The organism is Actinomycetospora sp. ABD4_176, from assembly GCF_056311855.1.
This window is the reverse complement of record NZ_CM149974.1, coordinates 3,033,868-3,050,614: the sequence shown is the minus strand read 5'-3', so window position 1 is coordinate 3,050,614 and position 16,747 is coordinate 3,033,868. Positions and strand designations below refer to the sequence as shown.

The 16,747-nt window shown below is 76.2% G+C and carries 13 protein-coding genes and 1 pseudogene; 5 read left to right on the top strand and 9 right to left on the bottom strand.

Annotated elements, in window-relative coordinates:
• The first annotated feature begins 24 nt into the window (after window positions 1-24).
• The gene (locus ACYX4T_RS14720) at window positions 25-711 is read left to right on the top strand and encodes a hemerythrin domain-containing protein (RefSeq protein WP_476010047.1); all 687 of its coding nucleotides are present in this window, start codon (window positions 25-27) and stop codon (window positions 709-711) included.
• Window positions 712-721: 10 nt separating this feature from the next.
• Here ACYX4T_RS14720 and thiD (ACYX4T_RS14715) read toward each other — a convergent pair whose 3' ends face one another.
• The 4 genes from thiD (ACYX4T_RS14715) to ACYX4T_RS14700 all read right to left on the bottom strand — a co-directional run bounded on the left by thiD (ACYX4T_RS14715) (window position 722) and on the right by ACYX4T_RS14700 (window position 4,275).
• Window positions 722-1,549, bottom strand: coding sequence for a bifunctional hydroxymethylpyrimidine kinase/phosphomethylpyrimidine kinase (thiD, locus tag ACYX4T_RS14715; RefSeq protein ID WP_476010046.1), 828 nt, complete (start codon window positions 1,547-1,549; stop codon window positions 722-724).
• 60 nt (window positions 1,550-1,609) lie between these two features.
• The gene (gene thiD / locus ACYX4T_RS14710) at window positions 1,610-2,440 is read right to left on the bottom strand and encodes a bifunctional hydroxymethylpyrimidine kinase/phosphomethylpyrimidine kinase (RefSeq protein WP_476010045.1); all 831 of its coding nucleotides are present in this window, start codon (window positions 2,438-2,440) and stop codon (window positions 1,610-1,612) included.
• 209 nt (window positions 2,441-2,649) lie between these two features.
• Window positions 2,650-3,558 carry a S1C family serine protease gene (locus tag ACYX4T_RS14705; protein WP_476010044.1) on the bottom strand — a complete coding sequence of 303 codons (909 nt, stop codon included), beginning with the start codon at window positions 3,556-3,558 and terminating at the stop codon, window positions 2,650-2,652.
• A 129-nt stretch (window positions 3,559-3,687) separates the two neighbouring features.
• On the bottom strand, window positions 3,688-4,275 hold the full coding sequence (locus ACYX4T_RS14700) for a peptide deformylase (protein ID WP_476010043.1): 588 nt from the start codon (window positions 4,273-4,275) through the stop codon (window positions 3,688-3,690).
• Between the two features lie 143 nt (window positions 4,276-4,418).
• Here ACYX4T_RS14700 and ACYX4T_RS14695 point away from each other — a divergent pair.
• Both ACYX4T_RS14695 and ACYX4T_RS14690 read left to right on the top strand, forming a co-directional pair.
• Window positions 4,419-4,719 (top strand): annotated as a pseudogene (locus ACYX4T_RS14695) (DUF3263 domain-containing protein).
• Window positions 4,720-4,797: 78 nt separating this feature from the next.
• Window positions 4,798-5,586, top strand: a complete 789-nt coding sequence (locus ACYX4T_RS14690) for a LytR C-terminal domain-containing protein (RefSeq protein WP_476010042.1) — start codon at window positions 4,798-4,800, stop codon at window positions 5,584-5,586.
• Between the two features lie 88 nt (window positions 5,587-5,674).
• Here the strand turns inward: ACYX4T_RS14690 and ACYX4T_RS14685 are convergent, their stop codons facing one another.
• The 4 genes from ACYX4T_RS14685 to moeA form a co-directional block, all read right to left on the bottom strand.
• The gene (locus ACYX4T_RS14685) at window positions 5,675-8,023 is read right to left on the bottom strand and encodes an AAA family ATPase (RefSeq protein WP_476010041.1); all 2,349 of its coding nucleotides are present in this window, start codon (window positions 8,021-8,023) and stop codon (window positions 5,675-5,677) included.
• Window positions 8,020-9,117, bottom strand: a complete 1,098-nt coding sequence (gene pssA, locus ACYX4T_RS14680; RefSeq protein ID WP_476010040.1) for a CDP-diacylglycerol--serine O-phosphatidyltransferase — start codon at window positions 9,115-9,117, stop codon at window positions 8,020-8,022. Before pssA ends, ACYX4T_RS14685 begins: the two co-directional genes overlap by 4 nt.
• On the bottom strand, window positions 9,114-9,893 hold the full coding sequence (locus ACYX4T_RS14675; RefSeq protein WP_476010039.1) for a phosphatidylserine decarboxylase: 780 nt from the start codon (window positions 9,891-9,893) through the stop codon (window positions 9,114-9,116). Before ACYX4T_RS14675 ends, pssA begins: the two co-directional genes overlap by 4 nt.
• A 356-nt stretch (window positions 9,894-10,249) precedes the next feature.
• The gene (gene moeA, locus ACYX4T_RS14670; protein WP_476015280.1) at window positions 10,250-11,476 is read right to left on the bottom strand and encodes a molybdopterin molybdotransferase MoeA; all 1,227 of its coding nucleotides are present in this window, start codon (window positions 11,474-11,476) and stop codon (window positions 10,250-10,252) included.
• 132 nt (window positions 11,477-11,608) lie between these two features.
• On the opposite strand from moeA, the gene ACYX4T_RS14665 reads away from it, so the two are divergent.
• Together ACYX4T_RS14665 and groL are read left to right on the top strand one after the other, a co-directional pair.
• Entirely contained in the window at window positions 11,609-13,339 is a 1,731-nt protein-coding gene (locus tag ACYX4T_RS14665; protein WP_476010038.1) for a serine/threonine-protein kinase, read from the top strand.
• A gap of 188 nt (window positions 13,340-13,527) precedes the next feature.
• Window positions 13,528-15,159: a chaperonin GroEL gene (gene groL / locus ACYX4T_RS14660; RefSeq protein ID WP_476010037.1), complete on the top strand. Its 1,632-nt coding sequence runs from the start codon at window positions 13,528-13,530 to the stop codon at window positions 15,157-15,159.
• A gap of 118 nt (window positions 15,160-15,277) precedes the next feature.
• Here groL and ACYX4T_RS14655 read toward each other — a convergent pair whose 3' ends face one another.
• The gene (locus ACYX4T_RS14655; protein ID WP_476010036.1) at window positions 15,278-16,615 is read right to left on the bottom strand and encodes an MFS transporter; all 1,338 of its coding nucleotides are present in this window, start codon (window positions 16,613-16,615) and stop codon (window positions 15,278-15,280) included.
• Between the last annotated feature and the right edge of the window lie 132 nt (window positions 16,616-16,747).

The window sequence follows — 16,747 nt, the reverse complement described above, 5'->3', positions numbered from 1 at the left end:
CGCACCACGAACGGAGCAGCAACGATGACCGCTACGGCCCCGACCCGGACCGAAGACCTCCTCGGCATCACCCTGGGCCACCGCGCGATGTGCGCCGACACCCGCCGTCTCGCCGACCTCGCCGCGCGCATCGCCTCCGGCGCCGAGCGTGTCGACCGGGCCCGGGGCGCCGCGCTCGCTCGCTGGATCGGGCGGGTGGCCGACGAGATCCACCACCACCACGAGGCCGAGGACGACGTCCTGTGGCCGGTGCTCGAGCGCTGGGCGGGCGACCGCGTCGACCTCGCCGCGCTCACCGACGACCACGCCGCCCTCGACCCGCTGCTGGGCGAGGTCCGCGCGGCGGCGGAGGAGCTGGCGCGCGTGCCGGCCGCGGCGATCCCGGGCCACCCGGCCGCCCGGCTGCTCGCCCAGCACCTGGCCGCCCTCGCCGACCTCCTCGCCGAGCACGTCGCCGAGGAGGAGCGCGACCTGTTCCCGGTCATCCTCGCGCACGTGCCGCAGACCGACTGGCACGCCGTCGAGACCGCGGTGCGCGACCGCGCCGGGGACATGCCGTTCGTCCTGCCGCGGGTGGCGGCGGCCGCGACCCCGGAGCAGATGGCCGACCTGCGCCGCGCCGCCGGCCCGGTGCTCACGGTCCTGCTGCCGGTCACGCGCTGGCGCCTGCGCCGCGCCGAGAAGGTGGTCTTCGGCGAGGCCACCCTGTGAGCGGCGGGCCTCAGACGTGGGCGTCCACCGCCCACAGCGGCGACACCGGGCCCACGCCGGCGCCCAGCGGGTAGGACTCGGCGACCGCGCGGCGGATGTAGCGCTCGGCCGAGGCGACGGCATCGGGCATCGCGAGGCCCCGGGCCAGCGCGGCGCAGGTGGCGCTGGCCAGGGCGTCGCCCGCGCCGTGGACGTGCGGGGTGTCGATGCGGGGGCCGGAGAACTCCCAGGTCCGCTCGCCGTCGAAGAGCAGGTCGGTGACCTCCGGCGACCCGCGCAGGTGCCCGCCCTTGACCAGCACGTACCGCGGGCCCAGCGCGTGCAGCGCCCGCGCCGCCTCGAGGGCGCTCGCCGCGTCGGTGACGGTCACGCCGACGAGCAGGCGGACCTCGTCGAGGTTCGGGGTCGCGAGGGCCGCGCGGGGGAAGAGCCGGGTGCGGATGGCCTCCATCGCGTCCTCGGCGAGCAGCGGCTCCCCGGCCATCGACGCCGCGACGGGGTCGACGACGAACGGGACGGCCTCCTCGGCGCGCCCGATCCCCACCTCGTCGACGACGTCGGCGACCGCCTCGATGATCGTCGCCGAGGCGAGCATCCCGGTCTTCGCCGCGCCCACCCCGATGTCGGTGACCACCGCCCGCACCTGCGCCGCGACCGTCTCCGGCGGCACGAGGTGCACCCCGGAGACCCCGAGCGAGTTCTGCACGGTCACCGCGGTGACGGCCACGCACCCGTGCACGCCGCACGCCGTCATCGCCCGTAGGTCGGCCTCCAGCCCGGCGGCGCCGCCCGAGTCGGAGCCGGCGATCGTCAGCGCGCGGGGCGGGGTCTCGGCCATCAGGACATCATCGCTGCCGGGTATGTGAGCAGTTGCCGACCCTATAGGGGCGGCAACTGCTCACGTGGGTTCCCACGCGGCCACCGACCACAGCGACGACACGGGCCCGTGGCCGGCGCCGAGCGGGTAGGCGTGGTCGACCGCGCGGGTGATGTACGCCTTGCCCAGCGCCACGGCGTCGACCAGCGCCATGCCCCGCGCCAGCCCCGCGGTGATCGACGACGCCAGCGAGTCCCCGCCGCCGTGACTGTGCACGGTGTCCCGGCGCGGCGAGGTGAACGCGTGCTCGGTGCCGTCGGCGCCCACGAGCAGGTCGGTGACCTCCGACGAGTCGGCGAGGTGCCCGCCCTTGACCAGCGCCGCGCCCGCCCCGAGGTCGATCAGCGCCCGGGCCGCCTCCCGCGCCGTGGCGTCGTCGACCACCTCGACCCCGACGAGCAGGCGCACCTCGTCGAGGTTCGGCGTGACGAGCGTGGCGCGCGGGACGAGCACCGTGCGCAGGGTCTCGAGCGCGTCGTCGGCCAGGAGCTGGTGGCCGTGCATCGAGGCCGCGACGGGGTCGACGACGAACGGCACGCGCGTGCCCAGCCCGACCTCGTCGCCGGCCGCGGCCACCGCCTCGATGATCTCGGTCGACGCGAGCATGCCGGTCTTCGCGGCGTCGACGCCCATGTCGCCCGCGACGGTGCGGATCTGTGCGGCGACGACGTCGGGCGGGATCGCGTGGAAGCCCTCGACGCCGACGGAGTTCTGCACGGTCACCGCGGCGATCGCGACGGCGCCGTGGACGCCGCAGGCGGTGAACGCGCGCACGTCGGCGGTGATCCCGGCGCCGCCGCCGGAGTCGGTGCCGGCGATCGCCAGCGCGACGGGCGGGGTGGGTGCGGGCATCGTCGTTCCTCCCATGCCGGCATGACCCGGCTGGTCCGGCGGTCGGCGGCCACCAGCCGCCCTCTCAGCCCGCTCCCGGCGGACTCCCGCGTGGTGCCGCCGGGGTGCCCGGCGACCGCGCGGACGCTAACCGCCGACCCGGGCGCCCGGCAACGCGACCGGCCTCGTGCGTGATCTTCTGAGCCATAGCTCGATGATCACGCACATGGTCAGTGGTCGGTCAGCTCCGACGGCACGGCGAGCACGTCGACCATCGCCTCGCCCCGCAGCACCGTGACCGGCATCGTCCGCCCGATCGAGGTCGCGAACAGCCGCCGCTGCAGGCCCTGCGCGTCGCTGACCGGCTCGCGGTCCGCCGACACCACGAGGTCGCCCGCGTGCAGCCCGGCGCGCGCGGCGGGGCTGCCGGGCACCACCTCGGCCACGCGCAGCCCGCGCGGGCGCCCCAGGCGCGCGGCGACCTCCGCGGGCAGGGGCGCGGGCGCGCCGACCAGCCCGAGGTAGCCGCGGCGCACGCGGCCGTCCTCGCGCAGGCTCGCGAGGATGCGCCGGGTGGTCGCGGTGATCGGCACCGCGAGGCCCAGGCCCACCCCGGCCACCGCGGTGTTGATGCCGACCACCCGCCCCGACGCGTCGGCGAGCGCGCCGCCGGAGTTGCCCGGGTTCAGTGCGGCGTCGGTCTGGATGACGTCCTCGACCACGCGGCTCGCGGTGCGGCTGCGCACCGGCAGCGCCCGTCCCAGCCCGCTGACCACGCCGGCGGTGACCGATCCGGCGAGGCCCAGCGGGTTCCCGACGGCGACGACGAGCTGCCCGACGACGAGCCGCCCCGCGTCGCCCATCTCCAGCGCGGGCGGGGTCGGGTCGGTGGTCGTGAGGACGGCGAGATCGGAGAGCGGGTCGGTGCCGCGCACGGTGACCCGGCCCTCGCTGCCGTCGGCGTACGCCACCTCGCCCGCGCGGTGCCCGCCGACGACGTGGGCGTTCGTGACCAGCACCCCGCGGTCGAGGACCACCGCCGACCCGCTGCCCCGGCCCGCCCGCACCGCGGCGACCGACGGGCCCACGGCGGCCGCGACCGTGCTCACGGTGCGGGAGTAGGCGTCGAGCTCGTCCATGCTCTCGTGCTTACACCGTTGCAGAGGGGCGGGTCGTCCTGTCCGCTGTGGGCGGAAGCGCGGGTGATCAACGGGGCGTTCGCGCGCGTAGAGGCAGCGAACAGCGCGTTCGGTGCAACACCCCGGACCTCAGTGGCCGAACGGGTCCGGGTCGACCCCCGGCATCCAGGAGTTCCCGGGGACGCCCCAGCCGTGGTCGCGCACGGCGCGCTTGGCGGCGCGGCGGTACCGGCCGACGAGGCGGTCGACGTAGAGGTACCCGTCCAGGTGGTCGGTCTCGTGCTGCAGGCAGCGGGCCAGGTAGCCCGTTCCGGTGACGACGACCTCGGCCCCGTCGACGTCCGTGCCCCGCACCTCGGCGTACGCCGCGCGCCCCGTCGGGAACGACTCGCCGGGCACCGACAGGCAGCCCTCCTCGTCCTCGTCGGGGTCGGGCATGGTGCCCGGCGGCGGGTCGGCGGTCAGGACGGGGTTGACGACGACGCCGCGTCGGCGCTCCCCGCCCAGCTCGGGGTCGGGGCAGTCGAAGACGAACACCCGCCGGTCGTCGCCGATCTGGTTGGCGGCGAGCCCGACCCCGTTCGCGGCGTCCATCGTCTCGAAGAGGTCGTCCACGAGCGTTCGCAGCGACTCGCCACCCAGCTCCTCGGGCGCGACGGGCCGCGTGGGCCGGTGCAGCACCGGGTCGCCCAGGATGACGACGGGCCGAACGGTCACGGCGGGCACCGTAGTGCCCGCCGCCGGTCGCGTTCCCACGCCTGGAGTCCCCGCGCTGTCGGGGCGTCGTGCTGTAATGGAGGGGTCCGAATGACAGGCGTGTCATTCGGTTCGGCAGGCGTGCTGGGCAGGAGGCGAGGAGCGTGGCGGACGCCGTTCGGGTGCAGCCCCCGCAGGACGAGCCCTCGGACGGGCTCGACCGGCGCGATCGCGAGATTCCTCGCGTTCGAGCGCCAGTGGTGGAAGTACGCGGGCGCCAAGGAGCAGGCGATCCGCGAGCTCTTCGACATGTCCGCCACCCGCTACTACCAGGTGCTCAACGCCCTGGTCGACCGGCCGGAGGCCCTCGCGGCCGACCCCATGCTCGTGAAGCGCCTGCGGCGCCTGCGCCAGAGTCGGCAGCGGGCCCGTGCGGCGCGTCGCCTCGGTGTGGAGCCCCGTTGATGGTCTCCTGATCCCCGAACGGTCATCCGCTCGAGCGAGCGGCGAGGCGGACGCGACGTCCGCTGAGGGGAGCAGGAGATGACAGGGCCCGGGTCCGACGCCTCACGGATGCGGATCGCGGGCATCGTGCTGCTCGCGATCGCGGGCGTCGCCGCCGTCGTCGGCCTGCTCGCCCTCGGTGGTGAGGGGCCCTCCAGTCCCACGGCCGCGCCCGCGAGTCCCGCGCCGCCCCTGCCCGGCGCGACCGGCAACGGCTCGCCGGTCCCGCCGCCCCCGAACCAGGCCGGGGTCCCCGGCGCGCTCCCGGGCCAGCCCGGTGGGCCCGGCCAGCCGGGCCAGCCCGGCCAGCCCGGTGCCCTCCCCGGCGGTGTGCCCGGTCAGCCCGGCGGGCCGGGCGCGCCCGGTGGCGTCGGTGCCGGTCCCGCGGTCGGCGCGCCGATCGTGCCCGGCGGCGGTGCCCCGGCGCCCGGCGGCGCCGGCGCGGTCGCCGGTGGTTCCGGTGGCGGCTCGGGCGGTGGCTTCGGTGGCTTCGGCGGCGGGTCCGGCGGTGGTGGCGGCAGCGCCGGCGTCAACCGCGCGGTCGAGGTCCGGGTCTTCAACAACTCGACGATCGTCGGGCTCGCCGACCGTGCCGCCGGGCAGATGCGCGCCGAGGGCTGGAACGTCGTCGAGGTCGGCAACTACCCGAGCGGCGTCATCCCCGAGAGCACGGTCTACTACCGGCCGAACACCGGCGAGCAGGGCGCCGCGGAGGCCATCGCCCGCGACTTCGGGCTGCGCGTGATGCCCCGCTTCGACGGCATCGCCGGCGCCTCGCCCGGCGTCATCGTGATCGCGACGAACAACTGGGGCCAGAACCGCGGCTAGCGGCCGGCGACGGAGCGGATCCGCGGACACTCAACGTCAGCGGAGCCACTCCGCTGACAGTCAGTTCTCGCCGGCTAGTTCTCGCCGGCTAGTTCTCGCCGGCGTAGGCCTCCAGCGCGGCGAGCTGGCGCGGGTCCAGCGAGGGCCGCACGGCCTCGCGGGCGGTGGCCAGGTCCTGCGCCGACACCTCGGTGGACTCCAGCGAGGTCCGCATCGCGGTCAGGGCCGCCTCGCGGACCAGCGCGGCGCAGTCGGCGGCCGAGTACCGGTCGAGGTCCCGGGCGAGCGCGTCGAGGTCGACGTCGTCGGCGAGCGGGGTGTCGCGCGACGCGGCCCGCAGGATGTCCGCGCGGGCGGCGGCGTCCGGCGGCGGCACGTACACGCGGCGCTCGAGGCGCCCGGGCCGCAGCAGCGCCGGGTCGATGAGCTCGGGGCGGTTGGTGGCCCCGAGCACGACGACGTCGCGCAGCGGCTCGGCCCCGTCCAGCTCGGTGAGCAGCGCGGCGACGACCCGGTCCGCCACGCCGGCGTCCGTCGACCCGCCGCGGCGCGGGGCCAGCGCGTCGATCTCGTCGAGGAACACCAGCGCGGGAGAGGCCGCCGCGGCGCGGGCGAACAGCGAGCGCACGGCCCGCTCGGACTCGCCGACGTACTTGTCGAGCACCTCCGCACCCTTGACCACGAAGACGTTGAGGGCCCCCGTGCCCGCCAGCGCCCGCACGAGGAACGTCTTGCCGCACCCGGGCGGGCCGTAGAGCAGCACCCCGCGCGGCGGTGAGACACCGAGGCGCGCGAACGAGTCGGGGTAGCGCAGCGGCCAGAGGACCGTCTCGGTGAGCGCCTGCTTGGTCTCGACCATGTCGCCGACCCGCTCGAGCGTCAGCCCGCCCGAGGACAGCGTCTGCGACCCCGACGACAGCGACGCCGGGCGCACCGAGCTCACCGCGCCGAGCAGGTCGTCGGTCTGCAGCGTCGGGTCCTCCTCGCTGGCCCCGACGCGCAGCGCCGCCCGCACGGCCGCCTCGCGGCGCAGGGCGACGAGGTCGCCGGCCACGAACCCCGGGGTGCGGGCGCCGACGGCGGCGAGGTCGACGTCCTTCGCGAGCGGCACGCCGCGCAGCAGCACGCGCAGCAGCTCGGCGCGGTCGCGGTCGCCGGGGGCGGGGAGGGTGAGCTCGCGGTCGACGAGGTCGGCGCCGCGCAGCCGCGGGTCGAGGGCCTCCGCGTGCCCCGAGGTCACCACCAGCGCGGTCCCCGGCGTCGCCACGGCGCGGCGCAGCGCCTCGAGCACGAGGGTCGACAGCGGCGGCGGGTCCGTGGCCGGCAGCAGCACCTCGCCGTCGGTGACGATCAGGACCGTCGGGCCGCTCGCGGTCGCGTCGTCGACGGCCTCCCGGACGCGCGCGGCGGCGGCGCCCGCCTCGATCGCCGCGGCGGCCGGGGCGTCGAGGCGCACCACCCGCACGCCCTGCTCGGCGGCGACGGCGCGCACGAGCGTCGCCTTGCCGACCCCTTCCGGCCCGCTGACCAGCACACCCAGTCGCGGCGCGGCCCCGAGCCGTTCGAGCAGGTCGGGGCGCTGGAACACGAGGTCGAACCATTCGCCGAGACGGCGGGCGGGCTCGGCCTGGCCGATGAGGTCGGCGACGGCGACGGTCGGCTCGGCCGGTGCCTCCTCGGGGGCGGGGGTGGGCACGGAGCTCAACGTGGAGGCAGCCGGTCCGGCGGAGCCGACGACCGACGCCGGCGACCTCCCCGCGCGGGCGCCGGGTCCGGGGCCCGCGGCGTCCGCGGCGGCGACCCCGGCGGGCATCGCGGCGGGTGAGGCGGGGGGTCCCGTGCCGGTGCTCGCCCCGTTGCGCCACCTCACGACCGTCGTCGGTGCGACGACGAGGGCGGCCGCGGGGTCGGCGCCGCCCGGGGGCTCGGCGGCGGTGACGGTGACCAGCTCGGTGGTCCAGGTCCCGCCGAGCGCCGCGGCGAGGCCCCGGCGCGCGCCGGCGGCGTCGGCGCCCGGGACGGGCGCGAGGTCCTGGGGCAGCAGGGAGAGCGTGTCGCCGGGCAGCAGGACCTTGCCGGTCAGCGCCAGGCGCAGCGTCTCCGGGGCGAGCGCCGCGGTGGCGAGCCGGGAGCCCGCGAGCTCGACCTGGCGCGCGACGGCGACCGGTGCGGCCGCCACCCCGACCGTCGAGCCGTCGACGACACCGGCGTTGACCATCGTCGTCTCGTCCAGCACCGCCGTGCCCGGGCCCGCGTGGTCGCCGGCGGGGGCGACGAGGGCCGCGGTCGTCCGCACACCGGTCACGCGCACCGCGTCCCACGCCTCGACGCCCAGGGCCGCGATGACCTCGGGGTGCAGGCGCACCACCCCGCGACGCGCGTCGCCGGCGGAGGTGCCGAGCCGGGCGAGGAGGTCGATGCCGTCCGGGGCGCTCACCGGCGGCCGTCCCGGTCGCGGCGCAGGCCGAGCCGGCGGGAGCCACGGGGCCGGGGTCCGCGCTCGCCGTCACGGGCTCCGTCCCGCCGCCCGTCGCCCCGGCCGTTGCGCTCGGCCGGAGGGGCCGGCGGGGCGGGCGGGAGCGGCGGGGAGTCCCCGGGTCGGAAGCGGTCGCGGTCCCGCTCGCGCTGGTCGCGGTCGCGGCCGATGTTGCGGGCCGCGGAGCCCGCGCGGGCGGCGGCGCCCGCGACCCGCCGGCGCAGCGGGCGCCCGGGCGGCGCGAGGCCGAGGCGACGGTGGGCGCGGCGCACGGCCCGGCGCTGCCGCGGCGGCACGTGCCAGACCTCGGGGTGCCGGCCCAGCCACCGGTAGCGGCTGACCGCGTAGGGGATGTGCAGCAGGTAGGCCGCGACGGCCACCCCGTAGACCACGAACGGGAACGTCACGAGCGCCGCCGCGGCGAAGGCGACCGCGACCAGCAGGGGCGCGACCAGCGGGGGCGGCACGCGGACGCTCTTCAGCGAGGCCGTCGGCACCCGGCTGATCATGAGCGTGCCGACCAGCACCGTCCACACGGCGACCACGACGGGCTGGGACCAGAACCCGGGCCCGAGCTGGATCTCGAGCGCCAGTGGGGCCAGCGCCACGAGCGCGCCCGCGGGGGAGGGCACGCCGACGAAGAACTCACCGGCATACGGCGGCGCCTCGTCGTCGTCGGAGAGCGTGTTGAAGCGGGCGAGGCGCAGCGCCGCGGACACGACGAGCACGAGCGCGACGACCCAGCCGATCCGGATGTCGTCCAGCGTCCAGAGGAAGAGGATCAGGGCCGGTGAGACGCCGAACGAGACGCAGTCCGACAGCGAGTCCAGCTCGGCACCCATCCGGCTCGTCGCGTCGAGCAGGCGGGCCAGGCGCCCGTCGAGCGCGTCGAACACCGCCGCGAGGGCGATCGCGGCCAGGGCGGCGACGGGGTTGTCCGAGATCATGAACTGCACGCCCGAGAGTCCCGAGCACAGCGCGAGGACGGTCACCGCGTTGGGCAGCAGCCGCACCCCGCGGCCGCCGGGGCGCTCCGCCACGGTCTCGGGGGTCATCGTGTGCCGCGACCGGCTCGGTCGGCGGGCGGCAGGTCCGCCAGCACCGTCTCGCCGCCCACGGCGCGCTGGCCGGGCTCGACGTGGATCGTGCTGCCCGGCGGCAGCAGCAGGTCGACCCGCGAGCCGAACCGGATGAGCCCGTACACCTCGCCCGCGCGGACCTCGTCGCCCGCTGCGGCGTCGCACACGATCCGGCGCGCCACCAGCCCGGCGATCTGCAGGACCACCAGGTCGTGGCCGCCGGACTGCTCGGTGCCGTGCACCCACAGCGCGGTGCGCGCGTTGGTGTCGCTGGCGGCGGGGAGGTCGGCGGACAGGTACCCGCCCGGCCGGTGCTCCACGGCCTGGACCTGCCCGTCGACCGGCACGCGCTGGACGTGCACGTCGTAGACCGACAGGAACACGCTGACCCGCGGACGCGGACCGGGCGGCAGGCCGAGCGCGACGAGGTCCTCGGGCGGCTCGGCGGTGTCGACGAGGCTCACGGTGCCGTCGGCGGGCGCCACGGCGATGCCGTCGCGCCGCGGCGTCGTGCGCGGCGGGGCGCGGAAGAACGCGGCGACGCCGGCGGTGGCCGCCAGCGCGGCGAACGTGCCGCGACCCCGCAGGGCCCGCAGGCCGAACGCGGCGGCCGCGACCGCCCCGATGACGGGGGCGCCGCCGGGGTGCAGCGGCGGGATCGTGTCGCGGACGAGGGCGAGTGCGTGCCGCACGGTGCCGGCGGGGCCGGTCGGGACGGCGTGCTGGGCGGGGGAGTGGTCGGACGAGACCATCGGCGGTACGGATCCCTCTTCTCGACGGCGCGCGCGGGCAACCTATCGGCTCGGGTCGTCTCGCGAGTGACGTGGGAAGGCCGGGGATGGGGCCGGGGCCGCCATCCCCCGAGACGGCGACCCCGGCCGGGAACCGCTCGTCCGCTCCCCAGCGACAAGCGGTTGGTCTCACCCGGCGGCGTCCGGACACACGTGCGTGGTCCATGACACCTGTCACACATGGTGCCCGATGTCGCGCGCCGGCGGAAGGCCGAGTCGCCCCAACGGTGCAACGGGGCCGCTCGACGGGAGGCTCGACCGGTGCTCGACCCGTGCTCGTCCTGCGCAGCCGGGCGCTCCATCGAGCCACCCGGGACTCACCCGTCCAGGAGCCACACCTCGGCGGTCTCGCCGGCGTCGACGTGCGTGACCTGCTCGTCCACCACGATCAGGCAGTCCGCCCGGGCCAGGGCGGCGAGCAGGTGCGACCCGGCACCGCCCACGGGTGCGACGGTCCCCGCCACCGCGTCGATCCGTCCCCGACGGAACTGACGGCGCCCCGCCGGCTTGTCCAGCGGCTCGGCGAGCCGCGCCCGCACCCGTGGACGCTCCGGCTGCTGGTGGCCGAACGCGGCGCGCAGGGCCGGGCGGACGAACACCTCGAACGACACCAGCGAGCTCACCGGGTTGCCGGGCAGCGTCACGACGGCCACCTCGCCCGCCGGGCCCGCGTGGTGCCCGAGGCCCTGCGGCATCCCCGGCTGCATCGCCACCTTCGTAAACGTGACGCCCCGGCCCGTGAACGCGTCCTTGACGACCTCGTAGGCGCCCGCGCTCACCCCGCCGGAGGTCATGACGAGGTCGACGGGGTCGTCGGCGCGCGCGGCCAGGGCGTCGTCGAGGGTGCGGACGAACTGCTCGACGTCGTCGGGCACGAAGCGCAGCAGCTCGGCGCGCCCGCCGGCGTCGTCGACCGCGGCCGCGAGCATCGGCCCGTTCGACTCGTGGATCTGCCCGTGGCGCAGCGGCTCGCCGGGCGCCACCAGCTCCGAGCCGGTGGAGAGCACCAGCACCCGCGGGCGGCGCCGGACCGGCAGCGTCCCGGAGCCGACCGCCGCGGCCAGCCCGACCTGGGCGGGCCCGAGCAGCGTGCCCGCCTCGAGCACGACCTCCCCGGCCGTGACGTCCCCGCCCGCCCCGCGCACGTTCTGCCCGGCCTCGACGGCCCGCTCGACGCGCACCCGCTCGGTGCCGCCGTCGGTCCACTCGACCTGCACCACCGCGTCCGCGCCGGCGGGCATCGCGGCGCCGGTCATGATCCGGTGTGCGGTCCCGGCCGCGAGCGGCGGACCGTCGGTGCGCCCGGCGGGGACGTCGGCGGCCACGGGCAGGTCGGCGGGGGTCTCGGGGGTCACGGCGGCGAGGTCCGCGCTGCGGACCGCGTAGCCGTCCATCGCGGAGTTCGCGAACGGCGGCAGCGGGTGCGGCGACACGAGGTCCTGCGCGAGCACGCGGCCGCGGGCCGCTCCGAGCGGCACCCACTCCGTCGCGGTCGGGGCGAACAGCGCGGAGACGGCGGCGGCGTGCTCCGCGACCGGGCGCATCGCCGTGGGATCGCCGTGGTCGTGCCCGTGCCCACCGTGCCCGTGTCCCGTCACGGCGGGCATCGTGCCGCCCGGGCCGGTGCTCCGCGATCCGGCCCGGTGCGGGGTGTGCGCGGCGTTAGGGTCTGCGGCGTGGCGGACCGGAACACGCAGGACCTGACCGGGCAGCGGCTCGGCCACTTCCGCGTGGACGGCGTCATCGGCCGCGGCGGGATGAGCGTGCTCTACCGGGCCACCGACACGCGGCTCGGGCGCCGGGTCGCGCTCAAGGTCATCGACGAGGCCCTGGCCGCCGACCGCGAGTTCCGTGAGCGGTTCGCCGACGAGGCCCGCAACACCTCCGCCGTCGACCACGCCCACGTCGTCCCGCTCTACGACTTCGACGAGACCGACGGCCACCTCTACATCGCGATGCGTCACGTCGAGGGCCCCGACCTCGCGAGCGTCATCGACGGCCGCCCGCTGACGGTCGCGCGGACGCTGCGCCTGCTCGGCCAGGTCGCCGACGCGCTCGACGCCGTGCACGCCCGCGGTCTGGTGCACCTCGACGTCAAGCCGGCGAACGTGCTGGTGACGACGCGCGAGTCGGCCGGCGAGCACGTCTACCTCGCCGACTTCGGGCTCACCCGGCGCGGCGCCACCGGCCACCGGACCTCCGGGGGAGACTTCCTCGGCTCGCCCACCTACGCCGCGCCCGAGCACCTCCGCGGCGAGCCGGTCGACGCCCGCACCGACGTCTACTCGCTGACCTGCGTGCTCTTCACCTGCCTCACCGGGCGCGCCCCGTACCTGGGGTCGGTCACCGAGGTCATCGACGGCCACCTCGCGGGCGAGGTCCCGCCGATCACCGACCTCGTCGCCCTCGACCCCCGCATCGACGACGTCGTGCGCCGCGGCATGGACCCCGACCGCCCCCGGCGCCACGAGTCCGCGAGCGCGGTGATCGAGGCGGCCCGGGGCGCGCTGACCGGGCCGGGCTTGGCGCCGCTCGTGGGCCCGGGCCCCGGTGCCGGACCTGGTGCCGGACCCGCTGGTGGCCCCGCGCGCCGGCCGTTCTCGCCTCACGCCCCGTCCGCGCCGGCCGGCTGGCCGCCCGGGCCCTCCTGGCGCGGGGTGCCGCCCGTGCCGGCGCAGCCCTCCCGGCGCGGCGCCCCGCCCGCGCCCCCGGTGCCCCCGGTCGCGCCGGTGCCCCCGGTGACTTCGGTGCCCGCTGTGGCCCCGGCGGCTCCGCCGCGCGCGCCGTCCGAGGTGGCGGCTCCGCCCCCGCGATCGGAGGAGGCGTCGCCCGGGGGCACGCCCCGTGCCGCCGGTTCCGACCCGGCGGGCTCGACCTCCGGCATCGACGACCCGTGTCCCGAGGACACGGGTCGGGCGTCCGTGTCGGCGTCCGAGCCCGCGGGCCAGAGCGGACGGCCGACCCCACCCCCGACCCCGCCCCGCGGCGGGTCGCCCGCGGTACCCCCGAGCACCGCGCCCCCGCCCGGCCCCCTGGCGGCCACGGGTCCGGGGACCGGCAGCGGCCCCCTCGCGGCCCCCGGCCCGTTCGCGGCGCCCGGCACGAGCAGCGCCCCGTTCGCCGCCCCCGGCCGGGGCAATGGCCCCGTCGTCGCGCCGGGCCAGGGCAGCGGCCCGTTCCCGGCTCCCGGCGCGTCGGGCCCGTTCCCCGCGCCGCACGGCACCCCGCCGGGGCCGTTGACACGCTCGTCGGTCGCCCCGCCGATGCGCCTGCGCGATCCCGTGCCGCCCGACCGCGACGGCTCCTTCACCCGCAGCGGCGGGCCGGGTCCGCGGCCGCTGGTCCCGATCATCGCGGTGGCGGCGGTGGTGCTCGTCGTCGTCCTGCTCGTGCTGCTCATCGTCTGAGCAGGCCCGGCCCGACACCCCCGTGGAGGTCGGTTGCACTCGCCCGCCCCGAGTGCCAGCATGGGTTTGGCACTCGGTATCGTCGAGTGCCAGGTCGGGACGGTGAGGCCGGCGCAATGGAGCCGGTCGTCCGTCGCGGGCACCGCGCCTGGCCGAGCACACGTGTCTCTCATCGGAGGACCACCCGCATGGCCAAGATGATCGCGTTCGACGAGGAGGCCCGCCGCGGCCTCGAGCGGGGCATGAACAGCCTCGCGGACGCCGTCAAGGTGACCCTCGGCCCGCGCGGCCGCAACGTCGTCCTGGAGAAGAAGTGGGGCGCGCCCACCATCACCAACGACGGCGTCTCGATCGCGAAGGAGATCGAGCTCGAGGACGCCTGGGAGAAGATCGGCGCCGAGCTCGTCAAGGAGGTCGCGAAGAAGACCGACGACGTCGCCGGTGACGGCACGACCACCGCGACCGTCCTCGCCCAGGCCCTCGTCCGCGAGGGTCTGCGCAACGTGGCCGCCGGTGCCAACCCGATGTCCCTGAAGAAGGGCATCGAGAAGGCCACCGAGGCCGTCTCGCAGCAGCTCCTGAAGTCGGCCAAGGAGGTCGAGACCAAGGAGCAGATCGCCGCCACCGCGTCGATCTCCGCCGGCGACTCGCAGATCGGCGAGCTCATCGCCGAGGCGATGGACAAGGTCGGCAAGGAAGGCGTCATCACCGTCGAGGAGTCGCAGACCTTCGGGCTCGAGCTCGAGCTCACCGAGGGCATGCGCTTCGACAAGGGCTACATCTCGCCCTACTTCGTCACCGACCAGGACCGGATGGAGGCGGAGCTGGATGACCCCTACATCCTGCTCATGTCCTCCAAGATCTCGTCGGTGAAGGACCTGCTCCCGCTGCTGGAGAAGGTCATGCAGTCCGGCAAGCCGCTGGCCATCATCTCCGAGGACGTCGAGGGCGAGGCCCTGGCGACCCTGGTGGTCAACAAGATCCGCGGCACCTTCAAGTCGGTCGCCGTGAAGGCCCCCGGCTTCGGTGACCGCCGCAAGGCGATGCTGGCCGACATGGCCATCCTGACCGGCGGCGAGGTCATCTCGGAGGAGGTCGGCCTCAAGCTCGAGTCCGCCGACCTCAACCTCCTCGGCCGCGCCCGCAAGGTCACGGTCTCGAAGGACGAGACGACGATCGTCGACGGCGCGGGCGCCGCGGACCAGATCCAGGGCCGCGTCACCCAGATCCGCTCGGAGATCGAGCGCAGCGACTCCGACTACGACCGCGAGAAGCTCCAGGAGCGCCTCGCGAAGCTGGCCGGCGGCGTCGCGGTGATCCGCGCCGGTGCTGCCACCGAGGTCGAGCTCAAGGAGCGCAAGCACCGCATCGAGGACGCGGTGCGCAACGCCAAGGCCGCGGTCGAGGAGGGCATCGTCGCCGGCGGCGGCGTCGCCCTGCTGCAGGCCTCGGTCGGCGACGTCTTCTCGGGCCTCGGGCTCGACGGGGACGAGGCCACCGGCGCCAACATCGTGCGCACCGCGCTCGAGGCGCCGCTGAAGCAGATCGCCCACAACGCCGGCCATGAGCCCGGCGTCGTGGCCGAGAAGGTCCGTGGGCTCAACACCGGTGAGGGCCTCGACGCCGCCACCGGCGAGTACAAGGACCTGATCGCCGCGGGCATCATCGACCCCGCCAAGGTCACCCGCTCGGCGCTGCAGAACGCCGCGTCGATCGCCGCGCTGTTCCTCACCACCGAGGCCGTCGTGGCGGACAAGCCGGAGAAGGGCGGCGGCGCGGCTGCCGACCCGACCGGCGGCATGGGCGGCATGGACTTCTGATCCACGCCTGAGCAGTCACGCGAAGGGCCCGCACCTCTCGGGGTGCGGGCCCTTCGTCGTGCCGCAGGTGGCCGGGTGCGCCGGGCCGGGGGGGCGAGGGACTCCCTCGCCCCGGACCTCAGCCGGCGCGCACCGACGTCGGCGCGGAGGCGTCGGCGTCCTCGTCCTGCGAGGTCGCGTAGAGGTCCCGGCGGAACCGCTCCCGGATGGTGACGACGGCGAGGAACGTCAGCGCCGCCGTGCCGATGATGTAGAGCGACACCGACCACGACGCGCCGGTGGCGGCGAGCAGCGCGGTCATGACGAACGGGGCCAGGCCGCCCGCGAAGACCGACGCGAACTGGTAGCCGAGCGAGGCGCCGGAGTAGCGGACGTCGGCCGGGAACATCTCGGCGTAGAGCGTGGCCTGCGGCCCGTACATCGTCGCGTGGATCGTGAAGCCGACGAGCAGGGCGAGGAAGACCAGCGGCACCGACCCCGTGTCGATCAGCCAGAACAGCGGGAACGCCCAGATCGCCATGCCGACGGTGCCGGCGAGGTAGAGCCGCTTGCGCGAGCCCATCCGGTCGGTGAGCGCGCCGAAGAACGGCATGGTGATCACCTGGGTGAGCCCGGCGCCCATGACGCAGAGCAGGATCGACGTCCGGGACAGGCCGACGGTCTTGGTCGCGTAGTCGAGCACGCCGCTGATGAGGATGTAGAAGGTCGCGTTGACGACGAAGAACGCGCCGGTGGCCTGCAGGATCTGGCGCCAGTAGCGGCGGACCGCCTCGAGCAGCGGCGCCTTGCTCAGCCCGGCCTCGCGCTTCGCGGCCGCCGAGCTCTCGCGCATCGCCCGGAACACCGGGGTGTCCTCGATCCTGAGCTGCACGTACATGCCGATGAGCACGAGGACCAGTCCGGACAGGAACGGCACCCGCCAGCCCCAGCTCGTGAACTGCTCCTCGGACAGCGTCGCGGTGAGCACCAGGAAGAACAGGTTGCCGGCGACGGCGCCGAGCACGGCGCCGGTCTGCACGAGGCTGCCGTAGAACCCGCGGCGCTCCGGCGGCGCGTGCTCGGTGAGCAGCAGCGCCGCCCCGCCCCACTGCGCGCCGACGCCGAGGCCCTGCACGAGTCGCGCGGCGACGAGCAGGATCGGCGCCCAGACCCCGATGCTCGCGTAGTTCGGCAGCACGCCGATCGCGAACGTCGCCACGCCCATGACGAGCATCGCCGCGACCAGCGGGGGCTTGCGGCCGTACCGGTCGCCCGCGTGGCCGGCGAGGATGCCGCCGAGGGGCCGCGCGACGAAGCCGACCGCGAACGTCGCGAACGACGCCAGCGTCCCCGCGACCGGGTTCGACGACGGGAAGAACTGCGGCCCCAGCACCAGCGCGGCGGCGGTGGCGTAGATGAGGAAGTCGAACCACTCGAGGGTCGTGGCGAACACGGCGGCCGTGGCGAGCCGGCCCATGCGGGGCGGCGTCGAACCGGGTGGCGCCGAACCGGGTGGCGGAGCCGGTGCTGCGGGACGGTTCTGTGTCACGGCGGTAGCCCCTCGGGTCGCGACGTCGCGTCAGGTACGAACGATCGTTCGTACCGTAGG

Bases quoted from the DNA above. Each gene is read 5' to 3' on its own strand.
- ACYX4T_RS14675 (WP_476010039.1), bottom strand. From the start codon at position 9,893: ATGGTCTCGTCCGACCACTCCCCCGCCCAGCACGCCGTCCCGACCGGC.
- groL (WP_476010037.1), top strand. From the start codon at position 13,528: ATGGCCAAGATGATCGCGTTCGACGAGGAGGCCCGCCGCGGCCTCGAG.
- moeA (WP_476015280.1), bottom strand. From the start codon at position 11,476: ATGCGCCCGGTCGCGGAGCACGCCGCCGCCGTCTCCGCGCTGTTCGCC.
- thiD (WP_476010045.1), bottom strand. From the start codon at position 2,440: ATGCCCGCACCCACCCCGCCCGTCGCGCTGGCGATCGCCGGCACCGAC.
- thiD (WP_476010046.1), bottom strand. From the start codon at position 1,549: ATGGCCGAGACCCCGCCCCGCGCGCTGACGATCGCCGGCTCCGACTCG.
- ACYX4T_RS14655 (WP_476010036.1), bottom strand. From the start codon at position 16,615: ATGGGCCGGCTCGCCACGGCCGCCGTGTTCGCCACGACCCTCGAGTGG.
- pssA (WP_476010040.1), bottom strand. From the start codon at position 9,117: ATGACCCCCGAGACCGTGGCGGAGCGCCCCGGCGGCCGCGGGGTGCGG.
- ACYX4T_RS14720 (WP_476010047.1), top strand. From the start codon at position 25: ATGACCGCTACGGCCCCGACCCGGACCGAAGACCTCCTCGGCATCACC.
- ACYX4T_RS14690 (WP_476010042.1), top strand. From the start codon at position 4,798: ATGACAGGGCCCGGGTCCGACGCCTCACGGATGCGGATCGCGGGCATC.
- ACYX4T_RS14705 (WP_476010044.1), bottom strand. From the start codon at position 3,558: ATGGACGAGCTCGACGCCTACTCCCGCACCGTGAGCACGGTCGCGGCC.